The 24,059-nt window shown below is 42.5% G+C and carries 29 protein-coding genes; 2 read left to right on the top strand and 27 right to left on the bottom strand.

What is annotated here, in order from left to right; all coding sequences use genetic code 11:
- Positions 1–10 precede the first annotated feature (10 nt).
- Positions 11–631 carry a site-2 protease family protein gene (locus B9A22_RS25305; protein WP_176215432.1) on the bottom strand — a complete coding sequence of 207 codons (621 nt, stop codon included), beginning with the start codon at positions 629–631 and terminating at the stop codon, positions 11–13.
- 181 nt (positions 632–812) lie between these two features.
- Here B9A22_RS25305 and B9A22_RS07570 point away from each other — a divergent pair, with 181 nt between their 5' ends.
- Positions 813–1,559 (top strand): DUF4363 family protein, encoded by a 747-nt coding sequence (locus tag B9A22_RS07570; protein WP_084575112.1) that lies wholly within the window; start codon positions 813–815, stop codon positions 1,557–1,559.
- A 30-nt stretch (positions 1,560–1,589) separates the two neighbouring features.
- Here B9A22_RS07570 and B9A22_RS07575 read toward each other — a convergent pair whose 3' ends face one another.
- The 20 genes from B9A22_RS07575 to B9A22_RS07670 form a co-directional block, all read right to left on the bottom strand.
- Positions 1,590–3,110 carry a spore germination protein gene (locus tag B9A22_RS07575; RefSeq protein ID WP_084575113.1) on the bottom strand — a complete coding sequence of 507 codons (1,521 nt, stop codon included), beginning with the start codon at positions 3,108–3,110 and terminating at the stop codon, positions 1,590–1,592.
- A complete protein-coding gene (gene spoVAEA, locus B9A22_RS07580; RefSeq protein ID WP_245823873.1) occupies positions 3,100–3,708 on the bottom strand; it encodes a stage V sporulation protein SpoVABEA in 609 nt (202 codons plus the stop codon). The genes B9A22_RS07575 and spoVAEA overlap by 11 nt, the downstream gene beginning before the upstream one ends.
- A 13-nt stretch (positions 3,709–3,721) precedes the next feature.
- Positions 3,722–4,459: a hypothetical protein gene (locus B9A22_RS07585; RefSeq protein ID WP_176215433.1), complete on the bottom strand. Its 738-nt coding sequence runs from the start codon at positions 4,457–4,459 to the stop codon at positions 3,722–3,724.
- The gene (locus tag B9A22_RS07590) at positions 4,444–4,830 is read right to left on the bottom strand and encodes a hypothetical protein (RefSeq protein WP_084575115.1); all 387 of its coding nucleotides are present in this window, start codon (positions 4,828–4,830) and stop codon (positions 4,444–4,446) included. The genes B9A22_RS07585 and B9A22_RS07590 overlap by 16 nt, the downstream gene beginning before the upstream one ends.
- 15 nt (positions 4,831–4,845) lie before the next feature.
- Complete coding sequence (spoVAE, locus tag B9A22_RS07595; protein ID WP_342747814.1) at positions 4,846–5,199, bottom strand: stage V sporulation protein AE; 354 nt, start codon at positions 5,197–5,199, stop codon at positions 4,846–4,848.
- Between the two features lie 14 nt (positions 5,200–5,213).
- A complete protein-coding gene (gene spoVAD, locus B9A22_RS07600; protein ID WP_084575116.1) occupies positions 5,214–6,218 on the bottom strand; it encodes a stage V sporulation protein AD in 1,005 nt (334 codons plus the stop codon).
- 116 nt (positions 6,219–6,334) lie between these two features.
- Positions 6,335–6,790 (bottom strand): stage V sporulation protein AC, encoded by a 456-nt coding sequence (spoVAC, locus tag B9A22_RS07605; RefSeq protein WP_084575117.1) that lies wholly within the window; start codon positions 6,788–6,790, stop codon positions 6,335–6,337.
- Positions 6,791–7,038: 248 nt separating this feature from the next.
- A complete protein-coding gene (locus B9A22_RS07610; RefSeq protein ID WP_084575118.1) occupies positions 7,039–7,239 on the bottom strand; it encodes a dodecin family protein in 201 nt (66 codons plus the stop codon).
- Positions 7,240–7,261: 22 nt separating this feature from the next.
- A complete protein-coding gene (locus B9A22_RS07615) occupies positions 7,262–7,465 on the bottom strand; it encodes a hypothetical protein (RefSeq protein ID WP_084575119.1) in 204 nt (67 codons plus the stop codon).
- Positions 7,466–7,621: 156 nt separating this feature from the next.
- Positions 7,622–8,374: a SigB/SigF/SigG family RNA polymerase sigma factor gene (locus B9A22_RS07620; RefSeq protein WP_084575120.1), complete on the bottom strand. Its 753-nt coding sequence runs from the start codon at positions 8,372–8,374 to the stop codon at positions 7,622–7,624.
- A 9-nt stretch (positions 8,375–8,383) separates the two neighbouring features.
- Positions 8,384–8,830 carry an anti-sigma F factor gene (spoIIAB, locus tag B9A22_RS07625; RefSeq protein ID WP_245823874.1) on the bottom strand — a complete coding sequence of 149 codons (447 nt, stop codon included), beginning with the start codon at positions 8,828–8,830 and terminating at the stop codon, positions 8,384–8,386.
- Positions 8,831–8,843: 13 nt separating this feature from the next.
- Positions 8,844–9,179, bottom strand: a complete 336-nt coding sequence (spoIIAA, locus tag B9A22_RS07630) for an anti-sigma F factor antagonist (protein WP_084575121.1) — start codon at positions 9,177–9,179, stop codon at positions 8,844–8,846.
- A gap of 319 nt (positions 9,180–9,498) precedes the next feature.
- Positions 9,499–10,671, bottom strand: coding sequence for a D-alanyl-D-alanine carboxypeptidase family protein (locus tag B9A22_RS07635; RefSeq protein ID WP_084575122.1), 1,173 nt, complete (start codon positions 10,669–10,671; stop codon positions 9,499–9,501).
- Positions 10,672–10,752: 81 nt separating this feature from the next.
- The gene (locus B9A22_RS07640) at positions 10,753–12,078 is read right to left on the bottom strand and encodes a pyrimidine-nucleoside phosphorylase (RefSeq protein WP_084575123.1); all 1,326 of its coding nucleotides are present in this window, start codon (positions 12,076–12,078) and stop codon (positions 10,753–10,755) included.
- Entirely contained in the window at positions 12,078–13,274 is a 1,197-nt protein-coding gene (locus tag B9A22_RS07645) for a phosphopentomutase (RefSeq protein WP_084575124.1), read from the bottom strand. The genes B9A22_RS07640 and B9A22_RS07645 overlap by 1 nt, the downstream gene beginning before the upstream one ends.
- A 35-nt stretch (positions 13,275–13,309) precedes the next feature.
- Entirely contained in the window at positions 13,310–14,197 is an 888-nt protein-coding gene (gene xerD, locus B9A22_RS07650; RefSeq protein WP_084575125.1) for a site-specific tyrosine recombinase XerD, read from the bottom strand.
- 161 nt (positions 14,198–14,358) lie between these two features.
- The gene (locus B9A22_RS07655; RefSeq protein WP_084575126.1) at positions 14,359–14,568 is read right to left on the bottom strand and encodes a hypothetical protein; all 210 of its coding nucleotides are present in this window, start codon (positions 14,566–14,568) and stop codon (positions 14,359–14,361) included.
- Between the two features lie 152 nt (positions 14,569–14,720).
- Positions 14,721–15,359, bottom strand: a complete 639-nt coding sequence (spoIIM, locus tag B9A22_RS07660) for a stage II sporulation protein M (RefSeq protein WP_084575127.1) — start codon at positions 15,357–15,359, stop codon at positions 14,721–14,723.
- A gap of 67 nt (positions 15,360–15,426) precedes the next feature.
- Entirely contained in the window at positions 15,427–16,614 is a 1,188-nt protein-coding gene (locus B9A22_RS07665; protein WP_084575128.1) for an endonuclease Q family protein, read from the bottom strand.
- Between the two features lie 4 nt (positions 16,615–16,618).
- The gene (locus B9A22_RS07670; RefSeq protein ID WP_084575129.1) at positions 16,619–17,158 is read right to left on the bottom strand and encodes an NUDIX hydrolase; all 540 of its coding nucleotides are present in this window, start codon (positions 17,156–17,158) and stop codon (positions 16,619–16,621) included.
- A 72-nt stretch (positions 17,159–17,230) separates the two neighbouring features.
- Between B9A22_RS07670 and B9A22_RS26285 the strand changes: the two genes are divergently transcribed.
- Positions 17,231–17,356: a hypothetical protein gene (locus B9A22_RS26285; protein ID WP_281252367.1), complete on the top strand. Its 126-nt coding sequence runs from the start codon at positions 17,231–17,233 to the stop codon at positions 17,354–17,356.
- Between the two features lie 6 nt (positions 17,357–17,362).
- Here B9A22_RS26285 and B9A22_RS07675 read toward each other — a convergent pair whose 3' ends face one another.
- From B9A22_RS07675 to argR, 6 genes are all read right to left on the bottom strand, one after another.
- Positions 17,363–18,025 carry a hypothetical protein gene (locus B9A22_RS07675; protein WP_084575130.1) on the bottom strand — a complete coding sequence of 221 codons (663 nt, stop codon included), beginning with the start codon at positions 18,023–18,025 and terminating at the stop codon, positions 17,363–17,365.
- A gap of 15 nt (positions 18,026–18,040) precedes the next feature.
- Positions 18,041–19,111, bottom strand: a complete 1,071-nt coding sequence (gene buk / locus B9A22_RS07680; protein WP_084575131.1) for a butyrate kinase — start codon at positions 19,109–19,111, stop codon at positions 18,041–18,043.
- A 213-nt stretch (positions 19,112–19,324) separates the two neighbouring features.
- Positions 19,325–20,113 carry a sporulation transcription factor Spo0A gene (spo0A, locus tag B9A22_RS07685; RefSeq protein ID WP_245823877.1) on the bottom strand — a complete coding sequence of 263 codons (789 nt, stop codon included), beginning with the start codon at positions 20,111–20,113 and terminating at the stop codon, positions 19,325–19,327.
- A 187-nt stretch (positions 20,114–20,300) separates the two neighbouring features.
- A complete protein-coding gene (spoIVB, locus tag B9A22_RS07690) occupies positions 20,301–21,674 on the bottom strand; it encodes a SpoIVB peptidase (RefSeq protein WP_245823879.1) in 1,374 nt (457 codons plus the stop codon).
- A 198-nt stretch (positions 21,675–21,872) separates the two neighbouring features.
- Positions 21,873–23,582, bottom strand: a complete 1,710-nt coding sequence (gene recN, locus B9A22_RS07695) for a DNA repair protein RecN (protein WP_084575132.1) — start codon at positions 23,580–23,582, stop codon at positions 21,873–21,875.
- 3 nt (positions 23,583–23,585) lie between these two features.
- Positions 23,586–24,059, bottom strand: a complete 474-nt coding sequence (gene argR / locus B9A22_RS07700; RefSeq protein WP_084575133.1) for an arginine repressor — start codon at positions 24,057–24,059, stop codon at positions 23,586–23,588.

Raw genomic sequence — 24,059 nt, forward strand, 5'->3', positions numbered from 1 at the left:
TCTCCTCCTGTTACAAAATTGTCATAACTATTGCATTGATAATATAGGCTAAACCTCTTTCAAGCGGGTAAGTAACCATACCAATCACTCCGATATACACGAGCGCCATCAGTATAAACGGGCCATATTGTTCCATCTGTTCAAATACATAGCCCTGCCGGCCGGGCAATATGCTTGCCAATACTTTTGATCCGTCCAGCGGTGGTATTGGGACCAAATTAAAAATTGCCAGAATGATGTTATAGCTGTAGGTCATCCACAAAACCTTGACCCAGTCCCCACTTAATAATTGCATTTTAGCTAGAATGCCAATAGCAAAGGCAGTAATCAGTGCCAATATCATATTGGAAACCGGACCAGCTAGTGATACCATTAACATGTCTTGGCGGTAGTTTTTAAAGTAGCTGGGATTTATAGGCACCGGTTTGGCCCAACCAAATTTAAACAGCCATAGCATTAGCAAGCCAATGGGATCAAGATGCGCTACAGGATTGAGAGTTAACCGCCCCATAAACCGCGGTGTTGGATCACCTAAGGCCACTGCCACTCGGGCGTGCGCATATTCATGTACAGTCAAAGCAATTAACAGTGCCGGTATTCTAAATATCATGTCGGCATCAAAACCTAACAAATGGATGTCCTCCTTATCACTTCGGTCAGCATACTACTAAATTATACTAAAAAAGCTATAAAAAGCAAAATGAAATAGTGGATTTATTTCCATACTAAAAACACCCACATATGCTCAGAATAAATGTATCTGGAGGCATCTAATAGAATCTTGTCCAATACTGAAAGGAGGTTTATACTTCATGCGTGTAATCACCCCTGTCAAGACATTCATAGTTGCAGTCGTTATTCTATCTTTTAGCCTTAGCGGCTGCGGGTTGCTTGCAGGTCCAGCTCCCAAACCGGACATTGGCCCAGCCGGCAAACCTGTGGATTCAAAGCCTAATCCTCCATTTATCGAAAGGTTTTATTCTGCTCCGACTGAGCTTTATGATCTGGAAGCAACAGCCGGAGTTGTATTTGAAGGTATCAATAAAGAAGACTGGGCTCAGGCTCAGGCCGGTCTAAACAATTTACAGACCTTGTGGGAACAGGCTAAAGCTGCGGTTGGCGACAAAAAGGGCGTTAAGGAAGCAGATGAAGCTATGGGGAAGCTAAAAACCGCTATTAATGGTCAAAAAATTACCGACTCCTACGAAAGCTTGATAAAATTTATGGGTAGTGTTAGCGACATTGGCAAATCTTATAAGTTGTCACCGGTAGCTGATATTATCTCAGTTAGTAACGCTATCCGCAATGTCAGTTTCTATGTAGAGGATAAGGACTGGAAAAAGGCAGCAGCCAAAGTAAAAGAGCTTCAGGGAACATGGGAACAAGTAAAGCCTAGCATGGAACAAATCGGTATTTTAGGAGAAATAACCAAAGTTCACTCAACCGTAAATCAGATGAAAGATTCTGTTAATGCCGAAAATAAAGGTTCATTTATGGAACAACAAGCCAACATAAATGAGAGTATGGGACGTGTCAGAGAATTCTTCCGTGGAAAATAGATAGTTGCCGCCATTATGGGCGGCAACTATCTATTTTTCTTTCTTTTCGTCTTTATTATTACTTTGGTTGTCTTCTTTAGCACCTGCACTTTCCAGACGGTCTTTGTCCTGAGGTTTTAAAACAGCTGGGCGCAATATCTTGCTGGGAATGGGTAGGCGGAACAACACATCTTTCATAGCGCCAAAATTAAAAGGTAATGCCGGCCATAGGTAAGGGACTCCGAAAGACCGTGAGGTTAGCAGCAAGAGAAATACGGCAGCCAGTCCGCCAGCAAATCCGGGTAATTTAAACAGCATTACTAACACAATAAGTATTGCCCTAAACAGTCGCATAGCCATAGCAAACTCCATACTTGGGGTTGCAAAAGCTCCTACTGCAGCAACCGCTGTATAGAAAATAATTTCGTTACCAAATAGCCCTACTCTGGTAGCAAAATCGCCTAACATAAACGCCCCAATAAAACCTAGCGCTGTTGACTGAGCCGTAGGCACATGCACGGTGGCCATCCGTACCAGTTCTATTCCAAATTCAGCTAAAATAAACTGGATACCAATAGGGATAATACCTGGCTCACGCGGTCCTAAAAAGGCGAGAGACTCTGGCAGTAATTGCCGGTTAAGCACCATTGCCAGCCATAAAGGGGGCAAAATGAGCGAAAGCATGACGCCTGCTAGTCTAACAAGCCGCAAATATGAACCAATGACAACGTTTTGATGAAACTCCTCGACGTGCTGAACATGATGCCAAAAGGTTGTCGGCAAAATCATAATATTGGGCGAAGTGTCTACAATTATACAAACATGTCCTTCTAAAAGATGGACTGCGGCAACGTCAGGACGTTCAGTGTATCGAACCATAGGCAGTGGATTCCATTTACTACCGCCGACAATATATTCTTCGATAGCCTTTTCAGCCATCGGTATACCGTCAATATTTATATTATTTATTCTGTCTTTTACTGTCTTAACAAGGTCGGGGTTGGTAATATCTTTAATATAGCAGACCGCAATATCGCATTGAGAGCGTGTTCCTACTTTAACAATTTCAAACCTAAGATTAGGGTCACGTAAGCGACGTCTGATCAAAGCAGTATTAAATACAATTGTCTCAACAAAGGAGTCCCGAGAGCCTCTTGTTACTTTCTCAATATTTGACTCTGCCGGCATTCGTGCCGGGTAAGAGCGCGCATCCAGTACCATTACCTGACTTTCGCCATCGACAAAAAATAGCAGCTCGCCAGACAGCAGACTGGTTATAGCATCATTCATGTTTTCAAGTAATTTGGCTTGAGAATGAGTCGCGCGAGAATAAAAGAGTTTTTGCATAGTGTTTATTGTCAAATCTTCCTGCCTATAGGCAGTCAGTTCTTCGAAAACATTTGATAATACAACATCATTTGTCATACCATTTATAGAAAATGATGCAGCCCGTTTTCGTCCTACTCTAAATTCGCGGAAAATAACATCAAATGTTTCTCCTACCCCTAGATAGTCTTTAATATAATTTATATTCTTGTCAATCTCTTTTTCAATTTTTATTTCATCGCCCATAACTAATGCCACTCCGTTTCAATATCTCTTCGATTGCTTTACGGGTAATCGGGGCGCCCCGACTCAAATCATCATGCTTGTCCATTTTACCAATATCACCTACGCCGATAATGACTGGAATTTCGACATCATTGAGTACATCAACAGTATCTCCGGTAATAACCGGCTTGCAGCCACAGTCTTCTTTCTCTTTAATCTCTCCTTTTTTATCTACAGATAAATCAATTACATGACCCTGACAGTCGATACAGGCATCAGCCTGTACCCCGTCAATGCCGGTCGTATTAGAAGCTACAGCTACTGCTCCCAACACTTCAATATCAGGGTGATTAGCAACATATTCGAGAGCTCGTTCACCTTGAGCTTTTTCCTTAAGCCCTTTATCATCAAACATTATCAGTACCGGATCAAATGGCACGGTTTTTAGCAATTTAACAATTTTTTCACCACTAATCGGTGTTGGGTTGCCTGCCGAAGCTGAAATACATCGTAAACCTAGTGAAGTACCTATGGTTTCGACAGCCTGCTGCGCTACCCTATCTCCATCGGTAACAAGAATTACACGTATTTTTTTATGGATTGCTTGGGTTTTCTCCAACTTAATCACCTCATCACTTTTGGCTATTTTCTTCTCCCAATAAATTACTAATCTTGTTAGCGATTTTCTCGCTTTCGCTGATGACCTGCTTTAGTTTTTTCAAACTGGTTTCAAGCTCATTAGAGAGTTCATACTGTGCTTGAGCAAGTACTTGTGCTGCTGTCTGCACTGCTATTGAGCTATTCCTATTAGGCGTATTAACTGTTTCACTACCTTGACCCTGATCCTGCCTTTGGCTTTGTTTTTGTTGCAGTGACGGGTTTTGGTCTTGACTGTTGCCTTGTGGATTGGCTTGTTGACTGTCATTTTGCAGAAGCAAACTAAATAGATTTCTCAACTCCTGCGATACGCCAGCTTCGGCCTGCGGACTTGCTGGTTGCTGCTGTACTTGTTGAGGTTGCTGAGCGAGACTTTGCTGTGGCTGCTGGGCAGGTTGCTGCCCGATCTGCTGGGACTGTCCAACTAACTGACTGCTTGAGGTTAAAGAAGTTTGCAGGTTTTCCAGCTGACTGTTAATTTTGCTTAGCAAGTCCACAACTTCTTGTGAATTGGTTTGCTGAGACGCATTGGATAGCTTTGTTTGAGCTTGCATAAAGCTTCTTGCCATATCAGCAATTAGATTTTCATCATCTACTTGCTCTCGTTCCTGGTTCTGAAACTTTGATTGGCTGGGCTTAATATAACTTGATATTTTACTGGAAACTCGTTTTGGCACACTCATCACTCCATAGTTTACTAAAAGAACTGACAAATACTTAAAATCAAAGAAATGACCGCAAACCTAAGGTTTATTACAGCAAATGGATGTTTTAACACAGCTGCGGGGTTGACTAAATGCGCTGTGCTGACAAATTCAATACCACCAGCCATTTTACTGATGATGAAATTTGTTAATGGGCCGCTCACTACAAATAACACAGCTTTAAATTCGCTAAGATTGGTAATGGCTGCTGAACTAAAAGCTCCGGCCGTAACAATTTTTTCAATATTTCCTGCGAAAAAAACGGCTATAAGCACTTGCCCTATTGCATTAGCTAATGCTGCTGCCAACGCATGATGCGGATACCGGATGCTGACGAGAACTATGGAAATAATCAAACCAACTATATCTACTGAAACCATATGCTTTTGTATCGCCTATCCTTTCGGATTAAAGACTATAGCTATAATTAAGCCAAAAACAACTGCTGCCGTTATTCCCATGGCTGTAGCCTTTACAGCCCCACTAAAGATCCCCCAGAAGCCTACTTTATTGACTTCCTCAATTGTACCGGAAACCAGAGAATGGCCAAAGCCAGGCAACGGAACCGTTGCTCCCGCGCCACCAATATCGATCAACGGTTGGTATAGCCCTAATCCGCTCAAAATACCACCTAATACGACAAAGAGTACTAAAACATGAGCTGGTGTAAGCGGAGTGAGATCCATGAGCAACTGCCCAATCACACAAATCAGGCCTCCGATGACAAATGCCATTATATATGCCTGCAAATGGGCTGCCTCCTTTACATTTCCACCGCTACGGCATGAGCAATACAGGGAATGGATTCCTTTTGCTGATAGGACGTTGTACTATGTAAACTTCCAGTGCCAACAAGCAATATCTTGCGTAATTTTTGGCGCATCAGCATCTGATAAATGTAGCCGGTAAATACCACGGCCGAACTGGCGCAACCGCTGGCTCCTGCATGAGCATCTTGTTCTTTCCGGAAAATCATGCAGCCGCAATCTTCATAAACTGTCGACAAATCAATTCCTTTTTCCTTAAATAGGTTTATGACTAAAGCTTTGCCGACACTCCCTAAATCTCCAGTATAAATCATGTCATAATAGTTAGGCTGGCGACCAGTGTCATTGAAATGCCGCCATAACGTATCGGCAGCTGCTGGAGCCATGGCAGGACCCATAGCGTTAGGATCTTTTAAACCTATGTCTACAATCTTGCCCGCCGTTGCAGCCGTAATTCGCGGTCCATCCCCATTAGCCGAAATTACCATGGCACCTGATCCAGTTACTGTCCATTGCGATATCATCGGCCGTTGGACACCAAGCTCTGTTGGGAACCGGTATTGCCGCTCTGCCGTATCATGATGACTGGAAACCGCGGCAGCAAGTTTACTAGCAAAACCGCCATCAATAAGAGTTGCTCCAATTATCATGCTTAGTGCTAATGTCGAGCAAGCCCCATACATCCCCAAGAAGGGACGTCCAACGTTTCTTACAGCAAAATGCGTACCCATTAACTGATTGAGCAAATCTCCTGCAAGTACATAATCTATATCATCAATTGCACTACATTCTTTGGCGATTGCTGTTTTTATAGCCCATTCCATCATGCTTGATTCGCATTTTTCCCAACTGGAGTTATCGTCAAGATTATCCTTAAGTATTCGGTCATAAAATTCGGTTAAGATACCATCCCCTTCCATGGGCCCGACAATATTGGCCGTACTTGTTATAACCGGCGGAGAGGCAAAAACAATACTTTGCTGCCCCCGTTTTTTGTTCATGCCCATCCTTCTCCTTTTTTTAGTTTGCCAGAATTTACAAATATATTCTTTTGACATAAGAACGACTAAGGCTTCTGCTGGCGTCCTGAGGGACTTGGCACAAGCCAAGTCTTTTCTTATAGTTTTAGCCAATAAATAAAACCAATAAGCACAGCTGTTGAAATACCATACACTAATACGGGTCCAGCAATAACAAACATTTTAGCACCTATACCGAAAACATAGCCTTCTCTTTTAAACTCCATCGCCGGAGATACAATGGAATTGGCAAAACCAGTGATCGGCACAATCGATCCAGCACCACCTCTGCGTCCTAGCTCATCATAAATGCCTAGCCCTGTGAACAGGGCACTCAAAAATATTAATAAGATAGAAGTAGGACCTGCAGCTTCTTTTTTGCTAAATCCTATGCTGACAAAATAATTTAGAAAAAACTGTCCCAGCATGCAAATCAATCCACCGACAACAAATGCCCATATTACATTTTTCATCAATGGCGGTTTGGGTTTTACTTGTTCAAACTTTTCCTGGAATTTTTGCTGTTCAGCCGGACTAGCTTTGCTATCAAACAACTTGTGTCACCTCCGATATTGGCATAGATGCATTTAATAGCTCGTTATCTGATAAAGAAAACACAGCTTGCGCCGAGCTTTAGCGAAAGCGGAAGCCGATGTTGCCCTTATCCAGACGGAAAGTTATACTTTCTAACAGGACAAGATAAGTTAGGACTGAGTTCGCTTATATTTTGACCATCCCTAAACTGATTAATTCATATAACGACAAAGAGTGCCAGCTGGCACTCTTTGTAACACTTATTTAATTAGTGATGAACTTGAAAAGCAATTTTTACATCAGCCTTATATTCGGCTATATGCCCATTGTCCACGTTAGCAGTAAAGTTTGTTACTTCAACGCCAAGGATGTCATCAACACTTTTGGCTGCCTCTAACACAGCGTTATCTACAGCATCAGTCCAATTATGGCGGGAAGTCCCCACAAGTTCAATTACTTTTACAACCATTATTACTACCCCCTGTTACTGATTATGTTTTATTAACAGTTATAGTCTGTGCAGTATTAAGATTGTTATGCCAAATAAAAACCTGCGTGGCTCTAAGAGGAGTTTTTTTAGGAAGATCTGATCCAAAATATAACCAAGCTGCCGTGCTGCCTGCCATTAGTAAAAACACGAGAAATAGGTAAATAATTCCTCTGATTTTCAACTTATTAACTACGCTGTTACTCATGTCTATCACCTCTTATTTTATTATGCCCCTAAATTATATTTAATATAAGAAAAGACTTGGCTTGTGCCGAGCCTTTGGCGACAGCGGAAGCCGATGTTGCCCTTATCCAGGAGGAAAGTTATATTTTCTAACAGGACTAGAAATGCAAAACAGACCTCATGATGAGGTCTGTAGTAACTCACGGATTATTTTTAACGCCTGTTTTTCTATCCGTGATACCTGTACCTGGGATAATCCGATTATTGCAGCGATCTCGGCTTGGGTTTTATCAGCAAAAAAGCGTAAATATATGACAGTACGTTCTTTAACTGGTAATCGTGCCAGCACCTCTTTTAAGGCCAACTTTTCGAAGTAGGCGGTGTCCTGACCGTCTGAATGAATTAACTGATCAAGTAGGTGAATTGTGTCGCCGCCGTCGCTTCCCTGGAATGCCTGCTCATATATAGATACTTGCGGCTGGAGGACCTCAAGTGCAGAAACAATTTCCTGGGGTGCTAATGCTAAATCTTTGGCAATTTCACCAATTGTTGGCTCCCGCCCCAAAGATCCTTGCAGCTTTTCTTGTGTTTTATAGACACGATATGCCAGCTCTTTTAACGGGCGGCTCACTTTGACAGGATTATCATCTCTTATAAACCGACGGATTTCTCCGATAATCATAGGAACTGCGTATGTAGAAAACTTAACGTTAAAATTAATGTCAAATCGTTCAATCGCCTTTAAAAGGCCCATGCAGCCTATCTGGAACAAATCGTCCCATTCGTATCCGCGGTTGGAAAACCGATAAACAATGCTTCGTACCAGATTTACATTGTGCTCAAGAATACTTTCGGTAGCCGCCTCCCGTAACTCAGGCTCTGCTGACTGAGCTTTAATCAGTAATTCCTTAAATTCTTCCTCTTTGAGCATATCTTTCACCTAATGCTCGGTGACTGGCGCAAGCATTTTGGCCATTCTCACCGTTGTACCCTGCTTGATTTCAGATTTAACTTCAAGCTCATCCATAAATGACTCCATAAAGACAAATCCCAGACCCATACGTTCAGGATCGCTCGAAAATGAGGGTTGACGGGCTTCCTCAATATTGGCGATTCCCTTCCCACGATCAATGATAGTAAACTCAAGCTTGTCCAAATATAAGATCATGATTAACTCAATATAGTTTTCTTGCTGATTATCTTCGCCATAGCCATGGATTACGGCATTAGACACCGCCTCCGAAACAGCGACTTTAATTTCATCAATTTCAGTTAGTGTTAAATCAATTTGCGCCGCAAAAGCCGCAGCAGCAGCTCGAGCAAAGCTAACATTCTCGTTGAGACTTAATATAGTGAACTTTATCTGGTTTTTGATTCGCGTTCCCACTGGCAATGCCTCCTTATATCAGCTCTAAGGCTTCTTCTTCTGATTCGTAAATGGTTACAATTTTCATCAAACCAGCTAGCTCAAATATCCTCTGTACCTGCGGTTCGAGGTGAGCAATAACCATTTTACCACCAAACTGGTCAATTCGCTTATATCGTCCGAGTATAACACCTAACCCTGAACTATCAATAAAAGCAACTCCCTGCATATTGAGCAAAATATGTTTGGCGCCAGTCTCGTCTAATGCCTTGTCAACTGCCGCGCGGAATTGATTGGCTCCGCAAACATCCAATTCGCCCTCAAGCCTGATTACCAGGACGCCTTGTTTCATAACTGTAACGACTTTCACTACATAACCTCCTACTTTAACCTTATAAATAAACAATTCGATAAAAGGAAATATTTTCCTGCAAATTTCATAAAAAAACTGTGGGTAATTTTTCCCACAGTTTGAAAGCGCAATTAATCTTCCTGGTATTTATTTTCCTGTTAGAAAGTATAACTTTCCGTCTGGATAAGGGTAACATCGACTTGCACCGTCGCCAAAGGCTCGGCGCAAGCCGTGTTTTCTTTAGTCTACCAGAATTTATAACGCAATTCTGTTGACATAAGAACGACTAAGGCTTCTGCCAGCGTCCTGAAGGACTTGGCACAAGCCAAGTCTTTTCTTATGAGATATTAAACATATTCGTAATTATATTTTGGAAAATTCTCATCAAACTAGCTTTAGCTACTGCTTTTTCGGCAAGCAAATCAACCTTGCCTACTTCTTTACCGTCCTTAAGGACGATAAGTTCCCCGCATTTTTGACCTTCTGCCACTGGGGCATTTACAGTAGGCTCTGCAACTATCTTCTTTTGCAGATTCTTGTTTTGCCCTTTACCAATGATTAAATTTAAATCTTGAGCTGCTACCAACTGAATTTCTTTATCTACGCCTTTATTGACTTTGAGCCGTTCAACAACTGTACCTTGGGTGACAATGGGCACCGCTGAAAAATTAGCAAAACCCCAATCAAGAAGTTTCATACTTTCCCGCAAATGAGAACGCGGTTCGGGTGTAGCAAAAACTGCCGAAATTAGCCGTAAACCATCGCGTTTGGCCGTTCCGACAAAACAGTATTTTGCTTCTTCAGTCCAGCCGGTTTTGAGACCATCGCCTCCTTTATACCACCATAGTAGTTTATTAGTATTTACTAGCCAATTTTTTCCATCTCTAAGCCATGTTTCTTTGATACCGCACATATCCATGTATAGTGGATGGGCTACCGCCTCTTTGGCAATTAAGGCGGCGTCATAAGCACTCATGTAATGGTCAGTTGTTGGCAAACCATTCACATTATTAAAGTGAGTGTTTGCCAGACCAAGAGTTTCAGTTCGTTTATTCATGGCTTCAACTGCAGACTGCTCGCTGCCATAGATATGTTCCATTAGCGCAACGGCGGCATCGTTAGCGCTAACAACTGCCACAGCAGCCATCATATCTTTTACAGTCATTTTTTCACCAGGTTCGAGCCAGATCTGCGACCCTCCTTGCCGCCAGGCATTTTCACTTGCATAAATTTCATCAGCAAGGTTAATGCGACCTTGTTCAACAGCTTCAACAGCCAAGAGTAAAGTCATAATTTTAGTTACACTGGCAGGAGGCAGTCGCTTATGCGGGTCTTTTTCAAAAAGTACGGTACCGTTTTCGTCCATTACCACAGCCGATACAGCACTAGTATCCAATTGTGTGCTAGATTGTGGTTTTACCGGCGCTGCCGGTGCACTAAAAGCAGTTGTAACAGCCAAAACAAAGAACAGTAACGTCACCAGCGCAGTTTTTCGAATCAATGATAACACTCCTTTCTTTTAAAGTTATAGTTTCCCATATTAAAACCACTTAAACAGGGAAATTCAAACAAAAAATCGACTGACATAATGTCAGTCGATCACGAACCCATTTTTAGCAACCAATCCTAATATCAGCGGCGGCCTGGCAACAGTCTGGGAGTCAATGCTAACAGCCTGTTTTACGACTAATGCAGCTTGCTCCAAGCGGGAATCATCATTGCTATATATTGTTGCCAATGGCTGATTTTTACTGATATACTGGCCTATCCTGCATTTTAGTATGACCCCTGCAGCTAGGTCAATGGCCTGTCCCTTATATTCTCTACCTGCCCCCAGCCGCATGGCAGCATAGCCAATTTGGGCAGCATTTATAGTTTTGACATAACCCTGACAGGAACTGGTAACCTCCAAAGCATAGCGGGCCTGTGGTAAATTAGCGGTATTGCTTACTATCCCAACTTCACCACCTTGGGCAGAAATAAATTCGCCAAATTTAGCCAGGGCCTGCTTACTGTCAATGAGGGCATTAAGCTGACCACGTGCAGCTTCCGGCGTGAGCGCTTTACCGCCCAGTACCAGCATCTGCGAGGCAAGTACAAGGCAAACCTCTTTAAGGGCTGGCTCACCACGTCCTGACAATACCTCAATCGCCTCTTTGACCTCTAAGCTATTACCGATAGCTGCTCCCAGAGGCTCTTCCATACTTGTTAATACAGCAACCGTCTCCCTGCCAACAAGTTGACCAATTCGCACCATAGTCTCGGCCAGTGTAATCGCATCAGCTTTATTTTTCATAAAAGCGCCACTGCCAACTTTGACATCCAAGACTATTTTGTCGGCGCCTGAAGCAATCTTCTTACTCATAATCGATGACGCAATAAGCGGGATACTCTCTATAGTAGCCGTGACATCCCTGAGGGCATACAGCTTGCCGTCAGCTGGCGCAATTGCGGCTGATTGGCCGGTTACTGCAATACTATATTTTTTCAAATTATCAATAAATTCATGACGTTCAAGCGTGGACTTAAAGCCGGGAATAGCCTCAAGTTTATCAATTGTACCACCAGTAAATCCCAGCCCCCGCCCTGACATTTTAGCCACCGGCACCCCAGCAGCCGCGACTAGTGGCGCAAGTATCAGAGTAGTTGTGTCTGCTACCCCGCCAGTACTATGCTTGTCCACCTTTATTCCTGGAACTAAGCTTAAATCCACCATCTCACCAGACTTCGCCATAGCCATAGTGAGCGCGGCTGTTTCCTGATCTGTCATACCTCGGAAAAACACTGCCATCAGCCAAGCAGACATCTGGTAATCAGGTATCTCATCTGCGGTGTATGCCTTGATTAGCCACTCAATTTCGCTGTCTAATAGCTCAATACCATCGCGCTTTTTTGCAATTATATCAGTAGCACGCACTATTCATTCTCCTCAAGCAGGTCGTTTAAAAAACATTGCCCATAAGTCAAAGGTGGCAAGGAAAAGTTAGCCGCAATAGTAGCTCCAATATCTGCAAAAGTTCCTCTTACCCCCAAGTTGACTGCCATTTGACTTTGTGCTAAGCCATGGTGATAAGCTAAAAGCGGCACATATTCACGAGTGTGGTCAGTTCCCTGAACAGTTGGATCACAGCCATGATCAGCTGTAATAATTAATAAATCGCTATTAGTTAACTTAGATTTAAAGACAGCTAGTGCAGAGTCAAATTCTTCAAGAGCTCGGGCATAACCAATAGCATCGTTACGATGTCCATAGACACTGTCAAAATCAACAAGGTTTGCCATAATAAGGCCATCAGGCATACTCTGTCCGGCCAAATCGGTTATAATCTCCATACCGTGTTTATTAGACTTCGTTGGATATGATTGTGTCAACCCGCGGTTGGCATAAATATCAGCAATTTTACCAATGCCAATGACGGCAAAACCGGCTTGTTTCAGTATGTCAAGCACTGTTGCTGCCGGCGGTTCTAAGCTATAATCGTGGCGGTTAGCAGTACGGGTAAAACTGCCCAATCTCCCGATAAACGGTCTGGCAATAATCCGGCCTACGGCGTGCTCGCCAATACAAACCTGTTCTCTGGCTATTTTACATAATTCATATAACCGTGCAAGTGGAATAACTTCTTCATGAGCGGCAATCTGAAAAACGCTGTCAGCCGATGTATACACTATCGGCTGGCCTGTTAGCATATGTTGCTCTCCTAGCTCGGCAATAATCTCGGTTCCAGATGCCGCTTTATTACCTAAAACGCCATAGCCTGAATAAATTTTAAATTTTTCAATAACTTCAGACGGAAATCCATCAGGGTAGACCGGAAAAGAGGTAAACAGCGGGCATCCGGCTAATTCCCAGTGACCACTTGTTGTATCCTTGCCTTTAGACAGTTCAGCCATTTTACCAAAAGCAGCAATAGGGTGGGTAATTGCCGGCATACCGGCAAAGGGTTCAATCAAACCAAGCCCCATACTTGCCAATATCGGCAAATTGAGTCCGCCCTTAACATCGGCGACATGCACCAGCGTATTAGCTCCGACATCGCCATAGTCGTTAGCGTCAGGCATAGCTCCGATACCCACACTGTCAAGGACAATAACAAATATTCGTTTGAACAAGGTTTACGGCTCCTCTGTAAAGTATTCTAACCTTATTATGCGCGAGGATGTGTCTTATCATATACTTCTTTCAAACGGTTTTTAGTTACATGAGTATATATTTGGGTAGTCGATATATCTGCATGCCCTAACATTTCCTGAACAGAGCGCAAATCTGCTCCATTTTCAAGAAGATGCGTAGCAAATGAATGGCGCAGAGTGTGAGGTGTAATTTCTTTAGTAATATTTGCTTCCATCGCATATTTCTTAATAATTTTCCAGAAGCCCTGACGAGTCAGTCTGTTGCCATGATGGTTAACAAAGAGTGATGCTTCTTCGTAGGTACGTACTAGTTTGGGGCGGCCTTTAGCTATGTACTCCTGAACACACTTAGCAGCAATTGAGCCTAGTGGCACAATACGCTCCTTGGCGCCTTTTCCGTAACACTTAATATATCCCATATCAAGGTTTACATCAGATATATTGAGCGATATCAATTCAGAGACTCTGATGCCGGTGGCATATAACAGTTCTAGCATAGCTTTATCCCTAAGACCGGTAGGCTGAAAGGTATTGGGCTGCTTTAACAATTCTTCCACTTCGGTGATACTAAGAATTTTCGGCAGTTTTTTCTCAAGCTTGGGTGACTCTAAATTTACAGCAGGATCTTTTTCTAGATGGCGTTCTCTCACAAGATATTGATAAAAGGATTTTATCGCAGCAAGATTGCGGGATATCGTGGAAACAGCCCGACCTTTTACTTGAAGATTATTTAGATAGTTTAGGATGGTGTCACGGTTAGAATTTTGTAAAAAATCTAATTGACTATTTTGCAAATATGTTTGAAACTGCCGTAAATCCCGTCCATATGATTCGAGCGTATTTTGAGCTAATCCCCGCTCAACTGCAAGATAGTTAATAAATTCATTAACATACGATTCCATTTTTTTAACCACCCTTTTTTCTTCCCAGATTTCCAGCTAACAATTACAGTATCTGGTCTAAGCTACTCTATTCAACATGAAGTTTACTTTTCCTTTATTTGTCTCTATTGTTTCGTAAAGTTTTAGTAATTTTTTGTTAATGACTGCTAAATTATGTCACGCTATAAATTTACCGAATTGGAAATCGCCATAACCCGTAATGGTTTTTCCAACAGGTGCTGGTCGCGTATCTTTAGACCTGGATTATTTAACTCCCAAAACATAGTCATCAGTTTGGGCAGAATGTAGAAGATAATAAGCGTTAATAGGACGATTTTTACATATAACTTGGACTTTTTTATGATACTGCGCAAAGAAAATGTCACTACCATGCGCCTCTACCTCCCTCCCCTCCGAGTATATCTTTCACGAGCTCTGTCTTAACTTAATATCATACTTATTCATCAAATAGAAGGTTTATTCGTACTTTGAAAGCTTACTATAATAAATAATAAAAAAGACTGCACATAATGCAGCCTTCTTATTACTTGACAATCATTTGCGCCACTGTTTTCATAAACACTGGCGAGACATATACTTCTACCAGAGCAGCGCCTAGCATTACGACAAGCATGGCTAGACAAAAAATCGAATACGCAATCGAGTTGTAAAATAGATTATCTTTACTTCTATTGCGTCGCACCAACATCAATGAAAAAGTTGTCGCCGATACTCCTGTCGCTAAAATAGCTGGTACAGCGAGAAAATTGTGAGGTAACACTGAAACTACGGCGAATAATAAACCTCTCATTATGTACTCATTAACTAAGAAACCGACAGTGAAACCAATAACAAACCCCCGCAAACAAACCAAAAACAAAACAAAGGGTATTCCAACAATTGTAAAACCTAACAGCCACATAAGACCGATTACTTTCATGTTATTAATCAATACACCAGCTAATAGTGATTGAGTATCACCTGCTGTATTTTGAGGCTCGACTAATCCTTGAAAGAAAACCCGCAAGTAACCGATAAGCTCGGTTTTTTGTTCATCAGGCAGCGTCTTTACAGCCATTGCTCCAAAAACTATCCCAATAACAAAAATAAGAATCATAAAAAAATAAGCAACAATATTCGCGCGGACATAATCGGCAGCATTCTTGCGAAGAAGTTTTAGCATGCATGTACCTCCCTGCCAGTACCTGCTACAATATATGTCCCACTAAAACTGTTTAGACCTATTGCTATTACATTTTAACCAGTCTCCCATAAATGCCGCCGCCGCCGGCAGCAATAGTGGCTGTCCCAGCCCGAGCGCTAATAATAAAATCTGCTATTTTACTGCCACCGACTCTGACTAATTCGGCATGGCTGGTATAATGCACAATATTCATTTCTGTCTTAAACTCGGCTAGCAGTTTATTTATACTTATTTTCCCAAGACCAGGTATGAACTCTAGCGGTATCTGATAGAAATAGCATGGTCGATGAGGCGGATGATGAGGTTCTGGGTAATCAGCAATCTGGTTAATCCGGTCAAACACCCCTTTAACCAAGCTATTGCCAGCACACTCTGGGCATTGGTGATCGGTAAAACCACCAGTATCAATATAGCCACAACCGGTACAAAAAGTACGATGATATTTCCCCAGACGCGGATCAAGACCATAGTTACCTTTAATTCTCCGGCCCTCTGTGCGGGCCAAAGCCCAGGACAGCTCTTGAAAAGACAATCCGGACATAGCAAGAACATTGTATTCACGAGCTATTTTATCTAAAGAATGAGCATCCGAATTAGTTATAAACGTATACCCAGACAACTCGCTAATTCTGTCCGCCATATCGCTATCAGCACTTAGCCCCAACTCAATAGCGGCCAGCTTATTCATCTCCTGATCAGACAGAATATGTGCCAGCCGGTCACAGCATACCCCATATAAGCTTTTATGGGGTGTAAAGACATGAGCCGGTACAATGAGCGAGTTAAAACTACTGGCGATATTGATAAGCTGCTTTAGTGGCATATGAGCATTCTGCGAACTAAGACTGATATTACGGATGAACTGGCTCATATAGGACGAAAAAGCCGACATTGTCTGAATATCAGGAACAAATATCAGCGTATGTGCTAAGCCACCACCTGGTTCCCTTGTTTCAATTTCAGCGCCAAGTACAAGCAATGTACTATCTTTATAGAGATAACCACCGCCACTAACAGAAACAAGTAACCCTTCATCAGTCAGCCGCTTTATATCTGCAAGTACAAGCGGGGATAACGCGTCCACAATGCCGACGATATCCATCCCCTTGCGTTCAGCTGCTTCCTGTAAAATCCCGCGTACTGTTAACCGGCGGGACGTAGGAATCTTGACCCATTTACCGCTTTCATTCATCCCAACATGAATGTGCAGGTCGGCAAAATATTGATTAAGCATGCAGTTATATCCCCGCCAGATACAATGCAACTAAACTCTTAGCGTCACAGATTTCGCCACTAATAATCATTTCTCGAATTTGTTCCGAAGTATAGGTTTCGGTATTGATAAACTCGTCTTCATCAGGCTGTTTATCAGATTCGACTAAACCTTCAGCTAAATATACATGGATCACCTCGTTGGAAAAACCGGGTGTTGTATACATTGCTGTCAACTTGCGAAGATTGTTGGCAACAAAACCAGTTTCCTCTGCCAGTTCCCTGAGTGCGCAAGCTTCTGGTCTTTCACCTGGGTCAAGTTTGCCAGCAGGAACCTCAAGCATTACCTGTTGTACCGGATGACGAAACTGCCGAACTAGAATAACCCTGCCATCGTTAGTTATTGGTACAATGGCAACTGCTCCTGGATGTTCTACCACTTCCCGCGTTCCGGTTTTTCCATTAGGAAGCATAACTTCATCCCGTCTTAGATTTATAATTTTCCCCTCAAAGAGGCGGGTCGAATTTATCAGTGTTTCATGAAAATCTGTTTTAGTATGCGGCATACTGACCTCCAACTTTTATGGTATATAACACCAGTAACGATCATATATTACCTCCATAGGGAGGGATGTCCAATGAAAATGGTTGCCAAAAACGGCTTATATTTTAGCGGAAAAATTAAAGATTTACTGAAAGAATTACGCAATCTAAGCAAAGAGTATATTAATTTGCGGGATGTTGTTAACAAAACTATGCATTAATTAATATTAATCCATCCATGGATAATGAGTGTAAGGTTTGAGAATAAATAGCGGCACGCTGGCTTGAACAGTTTGTTCAAGCCAATCAGGGACCACAACCCATTTAACAGGTAAGGTCATCGCTTTGGCTGCCTGCTCAACAATAACCAATCCTTCTTGTATATGTTCACTAGTTGTCTCAGGGCCAAGATTCGCATTACTGACCAAACCGCTGATTGTGAGCCGTGAAACTTGTTCGATACGGCGCAGTATATTGATAATACCCTCCGTACTACTGGTAAACGGCCGCTTCGTGTTAACAACCAATAACGCCTGATAGCTGGATTGATCAAAATAACGTTTTAATTGTCCCAATGCAATGGCTGATTCCCCTCCGCCAACATCCATAACAACCTGAGTATTAGTCTGTGAGAAAATCTCGACTAAATTATGTGGTATAACAGGGAGATCTGCATGAGATAAACGGGAATCAGGGGCAACAACCTTAACTCCGTTTTTTTCAAGCAACTCCTTATTTTCCCTGGTGCGAAAATAGGGTTTTATCAAGTCCATATCAACGATGGCTGTTTGCTGTCCTGCCTGTTGTAGTTTAAGAGCATAATTGACGGCAAGTTCTGTCTTGCCGCTGCCAAATTCCCCTAGAAAAATTGTTATTCGATTATCTTCCATACAATTCCCTACCTGCTACTCATATATTTTAGGCTGCTCTTCACCTCGCAAAATCCTTAGAGCGCCTTCCACCAGTGCTTGCAATTCGTCCTCCCCGGGATAAATCAGTACCTGACTTATAAATGCTACACGATTCTGGATCATATTAGTCAATCTTTTTGAGTGAGCCAATCCGCCAGTTAAAACAATACCATCAACACTGCCATGTACCACGGTCGCCATTGCACCAATCTCTTTAGCTACCTGATAAGCCATGGCTTCGTAAATAAGTGCTGCGTGAGCGTCGCCGCCCTCAATACGGCTTTCTATCTCACGCCCGTCGTTGGTACCAAGATGCGCTACCAGACCAGCATTGCCAACCAGTTTCTTTTTAATGTCATCAAGAGTGTATTTACCGGAAAAACACATTTTGACCAACTCATGTGTAGGTAATCCACCAGCGCGCTCTGGTGAAAAAGGGCCTGCGTCATTAGGGTTTGTTACATCAATCATGCGACCGCCACGTTGCACACCAACTGAAATTCCACCACCAAGGTGAACTAGAATAAAGGTGAGGGAATTATAATCTTTTCCTAAATCCTTGGCCACCCTATGAGCCACCGCTTTTAAATTGAGGGCGTGAAACAGGCTGCGGCGAGACATCTCGGGCAATCCTGTAATCCTGGCTAACGGTTCGAATTCATCTACACTCACTGGATCAACAATAAAAGCGGGTATTCCCGACCGACTGGCGATCCCTCTTGCTAAGAGACCACCAAGGTTTGAGGCATGCTCGGTTTGTACACCAACTTTTAAATCATCGGCCATAGTGTCATTAACGCTATATGTACCACTATCCATGGGTTTCAGGGGCCCGCCTCGTCCGACAACGGCTGACAAAGTGCTGACCTTAACATCATGATCCGCCAGCGCTTTTTCAACCAATTGCCGCCGATAATCATATTGGTCATAAATTTTAATAAATGGCTTAATTTCATCAGTGCTATGGCGTATAACCTGTTCAAACTCTATTCGTTCATTCGTATATACAGCTATTTTGGTCGAGGTTGAACCTGGGTTAATTGCTAATATCTTATATTGCTGCATAGTTAGCCTCCATATCCAAATTTTAAATGACAATAGTTATTTTATTCATTGCCGGGAGAAAAAATCCTGCAATAAAGAAAACACGGCTTGCGCCGAGCCTTGGCGAAAGCGGAAGCCGATGTTGCCCTTATCCAGACGGAAAGTTATACTTTCTAACAGGACAAAAAAACAAACCCTGCAGACGTGTTTGTCTAGCAAGGTTTGTCTCTTTAGCTAGCTGGCCCGCATTTCCATGCGTAGTTTGTCAGCAATCATGGCCATAAATTCTGAATTAGTAGGTTTGCCTTTATCAAGTTTGATCGTGTACCCAAACAACTTATTAATCATTTCAATATTTCCACGGTTCCAAGCGACCTCAATGGCGTGACGGATAGCGCGTTCTACCCGGCTTGGTGTAGTAGAGTATTTCTCAGCAATCATTGGATAGAGAACTTTGGTTACAGCTCCTAATAATTCAACTTCAGAAATTATCATCATAATTGCGTCACGAAGATATTGGTAACCTTTGATATGGGCGGGAATACCAATTTCTCTAATAATATTGGTTACTTCTACGTCCATAGGACGAGCCTTAACTACTTGCATAGTAGCTGCGGCAACAGGGCGTGTGGTAATTATGGTCCCAGCCAGTTGCCGGATTCTATTGATAAGCACATCCATATTGAAAGGTTTTAACACATAATAATCTGCACCTAGTTCTACTACCCGCTGGGTTATGCTCTCTTGCCCAAATGCAGTAAGCATTATAATTTTAGGACGCTTACTATGTGACGCATTAATACGTTCTAATACGCCAATGCCATCTAAGTGCGGCATAATGATATCCAAAACTATGACATCCGGCAATTTTTCTTCGAGAATCGATAACATTTGTTCGCCATTAAATGCCACACCAACTAACTCAATATCAGGTTCTCGGTTAAGATACTCCTGCAAAATTTCCGAAAACTCTTTGTTGTCGTCAGCGATAGCTACCTTGATTGTCTCTCTTACCATTACCATCGGAATCCTCCCTGCTAACTTCGTATATCTGTATAATTAAATTTATTCGACAAGCATTCGTCAATTCCTTCCTTGTTTGGAAAAAAAAACCAATTTATTTAAGCAAAATTCTAAATCTTATCTTAATTATATAGACAGTCGTAGATTGTGACAAGTAGTTTTACGCTATTTCTGAATGCCGAATAAGTTAAAAAATATATAATGCATAAAAACTGCCAGAAAACGTAAATAGTTTTCTGGCAGTTTGCCGCCCTTTTTTTGGAATGATACCACTTTCCATTAGCATCCAATCTACAAAGCAACCGTAGCCGCTTGTTGGATCATGCACAAATACATGTGTAACGGCACCGACGATTTTACCGTTTTGAATTATAGGACTTCCACTCATTCCCTGCACTATGCCGCCGGTTTTTTCTATTAGTTTTGGATCAGTTACTTTGATTACTAATCCTTTGCTTTCGGGTGCCTCTTGCAGATTGATTTTTTGGATTTCAATAGTGAATTGTTCAATTGTTTGCCCGTCAACTACTGTCAGCATTTCGGCAGGTCCCACTTGGATTTGGCTCATGGAGGCTATTGGAATTGCCTGAGGATATCTCTCATTTAGTAGTTTGGAATTAAGCTCACCGTAAATTCCGAATGGGGTATTCTTACTGATATTGCCTAACAGTTGATCTTCTTCGATAAAAACACCGATTTTCTCCCCGGGATGGCCTCTTTTTCCTTGTTGAATCCCAGATACTGTCGCTAGGACAATTTTGCCTTGCTCACAATCTATGGGCTGATTAGTGTCACTATCAGTAATAATATGACCGAGAGCTCCATATATTTTTGATTCCGGCTCATAAAAAGATAGTGTCCCTACTCCGGCCGCACTATCACGTACAAAAAGGCCTATACGATAGCGTTTGGTATCATGGCACAGTGCTGGCGATACACTTACATGCTGTTGTCCTTCTGTTCGCTTGAGCAAAATGTCGACACTACGTTTACTCTTGCCGCTTTCATCGATAATTTCGGCTACTTGGGTATCACTTTGAACAGGAATGCCATTAATACTAATAATAACATCCCCTATTGCTATTCCTGCATCTTTTGCAGGAGTCACGTACTGGCCCTGCATATTTAGTACTGGTGAATTACCGACAACAATAACACCTTGAGATCTGAGCACTACGCCAATGGAGTGGCCTCCTGGAATCAGTTTAATAGGCGGTAGTACATCTACCTGAACAGTGCGGAAGGGTATTATTCCGAATAACTTAAATTCTACAGTGGATTGACCGAGCTTGACAGGTTCAAGTGATACTGGGCGCGACAACGCAATGATCGGTAAAGACTCATAAGTCTGTACACGAATGCTGACGTCGTCTTGCCTGACATTTACGGTAAGCGGCAAATTGACGTCAAACAGAGCCGTCTCACCTTCAATAATCCGGATATGCATGGGAAGACCGTAAATACTTCGGAATTGGGGAGAAAGACAAAATGCAAAGATGGCGCTGATAATCAACATTGCCCAAATCAGCCTGCTGCTCAGTAGCCGATTAAATCTTGTCATGTTTTCTTCCATCACTCCCTATTACATTCTTCCCAAAATTGCCACTCCGCCTTTCATCTAAATTAATTATTGCTTTCAACCGGCTGCAAACTTAGAATTTCCCGAATTCAATGGGGATTATTCCGGAATTATTAGCATGTATTGCCTTGGAAGCTGAATTTTCACCGTTTTCTTGATAAAAATAGCGCAAGCTCACGCTTACGCTTTATATTTCCAATTTGCTTTTTTTAGCTTAGACATTTCGAGCATCTGAGCTGCATTATCAATGGAAAGTTGTGTGATATCGCCAGATGCCATTCTAGCTAATTCGTTTAATTGGGCGTCAGAATTCAGTCTGGCTACCTGTGTATTTGTTCGTTCATCTTCAACTATTTTCTCAATATAAATATGGCAATCGGCCATGGACGCAATTTGCGGCAGATGAGTAATGCATAGTACCTGCTTGTCAAACGCAGCAATTCTGGCAATTTTCTCAGCTACCCTTTGCGCAGTTTGTCCGCCAATCCCAGCATCCACTTCGTCAAATACCATGGTTGCTGTTTCTTCACGCTCTGAACACACCGTTTTTATCGCTAAGGCGATGCGTGATAACTCGCCACCTGATGCAATTTTATGTAATAGCCTAGGTTCTTCTCCTGGATTTGCTGAAAATAAAAAAACAACATCATTAGCGCCGTTCAAAGTATATTGTTCATTGCGTTTAACATCTACCGTAAACTGCGCTTTGGGCATTCCCAAATCAGCCAAATGGACTGATATTTGCTGTCCCATTTCCTGGGAGGCCAGACGCCTTAGGCTGTCAAGTTCGGCGGCCAGTTGCTCTACTTTGAGCTTATATTCGAGCTCCTGCTGCTCAAGCTTGCTTAAACGCTCATCATAATGCGTAATTGCAGCAAGCTCTGCTGCAGCACGTTCATAATAGGCTAGTATCTCTTCCTCTGTTGCCCCATATTTTTTCTTAAGTTTGTGGATTACATCAAGCCGGTCTTCCAGTTTAGCCAATTTAGCAGGGTTAAAATCTATATTATCGCGGTAATCCCTAAGCTCACCCATGGTTTCCTCTAATTGATAGAGTGATTCAGTCACAACAGTTAACTGCTGTTCAATCTTCTGGTCATAGCGAGCCACCAGTTCGAGATCGTTTTTAATATCAGCAAGACAGGATACTATACCGCTAAAACCCTTATTTCCCTGACTTAAGAGTGAATACGAACGGGATACTGCGTTGATAATTTTTTCCGCATTGGCCAAAACCTTGACCTGGCTCTCCAATTTTTCCTCTTCCCCAGGCGTTAGACTTGCAGCGATAATCTCCTGCGTTTGCCAGGTAAGCATCTCTTCTCGCTGCACACGTTCCCGCGAGTCTTGAGCAAGCGAGGCCAACTCATTTTTAGCTCCTAGCCAGACCTTATATGCACGGCGATATTGATCCAGTTTAGGCTTGATGCCGTCCGCAAAAGCGTCAGTAAGCATCAGATGCACCTCAGGTTTTAATAATGCTTGATTCTCATGCTGACCATGCATATCAACAAGCATTTCACCCAGCTTCCGCAAAGCGGCCAGCGTTACCTGGCAACCATTGATATGAATAGCATTCCTGCCATGCCTGGTCAAGCGACGGGCAATAATTAAGGTGCCGTCATCTTCAATCGCAATCCCCTGTTCGTCCAAAAGGCTCAGAATAGAACTCACACCTGTTATGTCAAAAACTGCCTCTACACGGAAATAATCAGCCCCTGAACGGATAGAATCCCCAGAGGCTCTTCCACCAATAATCGCTGACAAGGCATCAATCAAAATAGATTTGCCTGCCCCTGTTTCTCCGGTCAGGATATTAAGGCCAGGTACAAACTCCACATGAGCGCTGTCAATAAGCGCAAAATTGATGACAGTGAGTGATTTTAACATTTCCTACCTCTCCCTGCCTATCCCACTACCCATTAACGACTGGAATTTAGAAATAACTTGTGGGACAGCATCCATAGGCTTTACCAATACAAAAATAGTATCATCACCAGCTACAGTGCCGATAATCTCAGGCCATTTTACATAGTCAATGGTATAAGCGACTGCCTGAGCTGTGCCGGGTAGGGTACGAAGAACAACAATATTTTGACTGGAGTCGATAGCTACCATTGAATCCTGAAAAGTACGCTCAAGACGAGCTTGCGACATAATAATATTCTGTTCTGGCGGAAAAGCATATCGATACCGTCCATCGCCTGTTGGAACCTTAATGAGCATAAGCTCTTTAATGTCACGCGAAACGGTAGCCTGCGTAACATCAATACCTTGTTTGCTTAGAGCTTCTGCCAAATCTTCCTGAGTCTCAATAATATAGCGATCCACTATTTCTTTAATTTTCGAGTGACGTAGAGCTTTCAA

The sequence above is a fragment of the Sporomusa malonica genome, assembly GCF_900176355.1.
Lineage (GTDB): Bacteria > Bacillota > Negativicutes > Sporomusales > Sporomusaceae > Sporomusa > Sporomusa malonica.

Coding starts and splice junctions, on each gene's coding strand:
- B9A22_RS07675 (WP_084575130.1), bottom strand. CDS start 18,025: ATGGAAGATAATCGAATAACAATTTTTCTAGGGGAATTTGGCAGCGGC.
- B9A22_RS07665 (WP_084575128.1), bottom strand. CDS start 16,614: ATGCTTAATCAATATTTTGCCGACCTGCACATTCATGTTGGGATGAAT.
- spo0A (WP_245823877.1), bottom strand. CDS start 20,113: ATGGTAATGGTAAGAGAGACAATCAAGGTAGCTATCGCTGACGACAAC.
- B9A22_RS07670 (WP_084575129.1), bottom strand. CDS start 17,158: ATGCCGCATACTAAAACAGATTTTCATGAAACACTGATAAATTCGACC.
- B9A22_RS07610 (WP_084575118.1), bottom strand. CDS start 7,239: ATGGTTGTAAAAGTAATTGAACTTGTGGGGACTTCCCGCCATAATTGG.
- B9A22_RS07615 (WP_084575119.1), bottom strand. CDS start 7,465: ATGAGTAACAGCGTAGTTAATAAGTTGAAAATCAGAGGAATTATTTAC.
- B9A22_RS07570 (WP_084575112.1), top strand. CDS start 813: ATGCGTGTAATCACCCCTGTCAAGACATTCATAGTTGCAGTCGTTATT.
- B9A22_RS07620 (WP_084575120.1), bottom strand. CDS start 8,374: ATGCTCAAAGAGGAAGAATTTAAGGAATTACTGATTAAAGCTCAGTCA.
- buk (WP_084575131.1), bottom strand. CDS start 19,111: ATGCAGCAATATAAGATATTAGCAATTAACCCAGGTTCAACCTCGACC.
- B9A22_RS26285 (WP_281252367.1), top strand. CDS start 17,231: ATGAAAATGGTTGCCAAAAACGGCTTATATTTTAGCGGAAAAATTAAA.
- spoIVB (WP_245823879.1), bottom strand. CDS start 21,674: ATGACAAGATTTAATCGGCTACTGAGCAGCAGGCTGATTTGGGCAATG.
- B9A22_RS07575 (WP_084575113.1), bottom strand. CDS start 3,110: ATGGGCGATGAAATAAAAATTGAAAAAGAGATTGACAAGAATATAAAT.
- xerD (WP_084575125.1), bottom strand. CDS start 14,197: ATGGAATCGTATGTTAATGAATTTATTAACTATCTTGCAGTTGAGCGG.
- recN (WP_084575132.1), bottom strand. CDS start 23,582: ATGTTAAAATCACTCACTGTCATCAATTTTGCGCTTATTGACAGCGCT.
- spoIIM (WP_084575127.1), bottom strand. CDS start 15,359: ATGCTAAAACTTCTTCGCAAGAATGCTGCCGATTATGTCCGCGCGAAT.
- B9A22_RS07655 (WP_084575126.1), bottom strand. CDS start 14,568: ATGGTAGTGACATTTTCTTTGCGCAGTATCATAAAAAAGTCCAAGTTA.
- spoVAD (WP_084575116.1), bottom strand. CDS start 6,218: ATGAACAAAAAACGGGGGCAGCAAAGTATTGTTTTTGCCTCTCCGCCG.
- B9A22_RS07590 (WP_084575115.1), bottom strand. CDS start 4,830: ATGGTTTCAGTAGATATAGTTGGTTTGATTATTTCCATAGTTCTCGTC.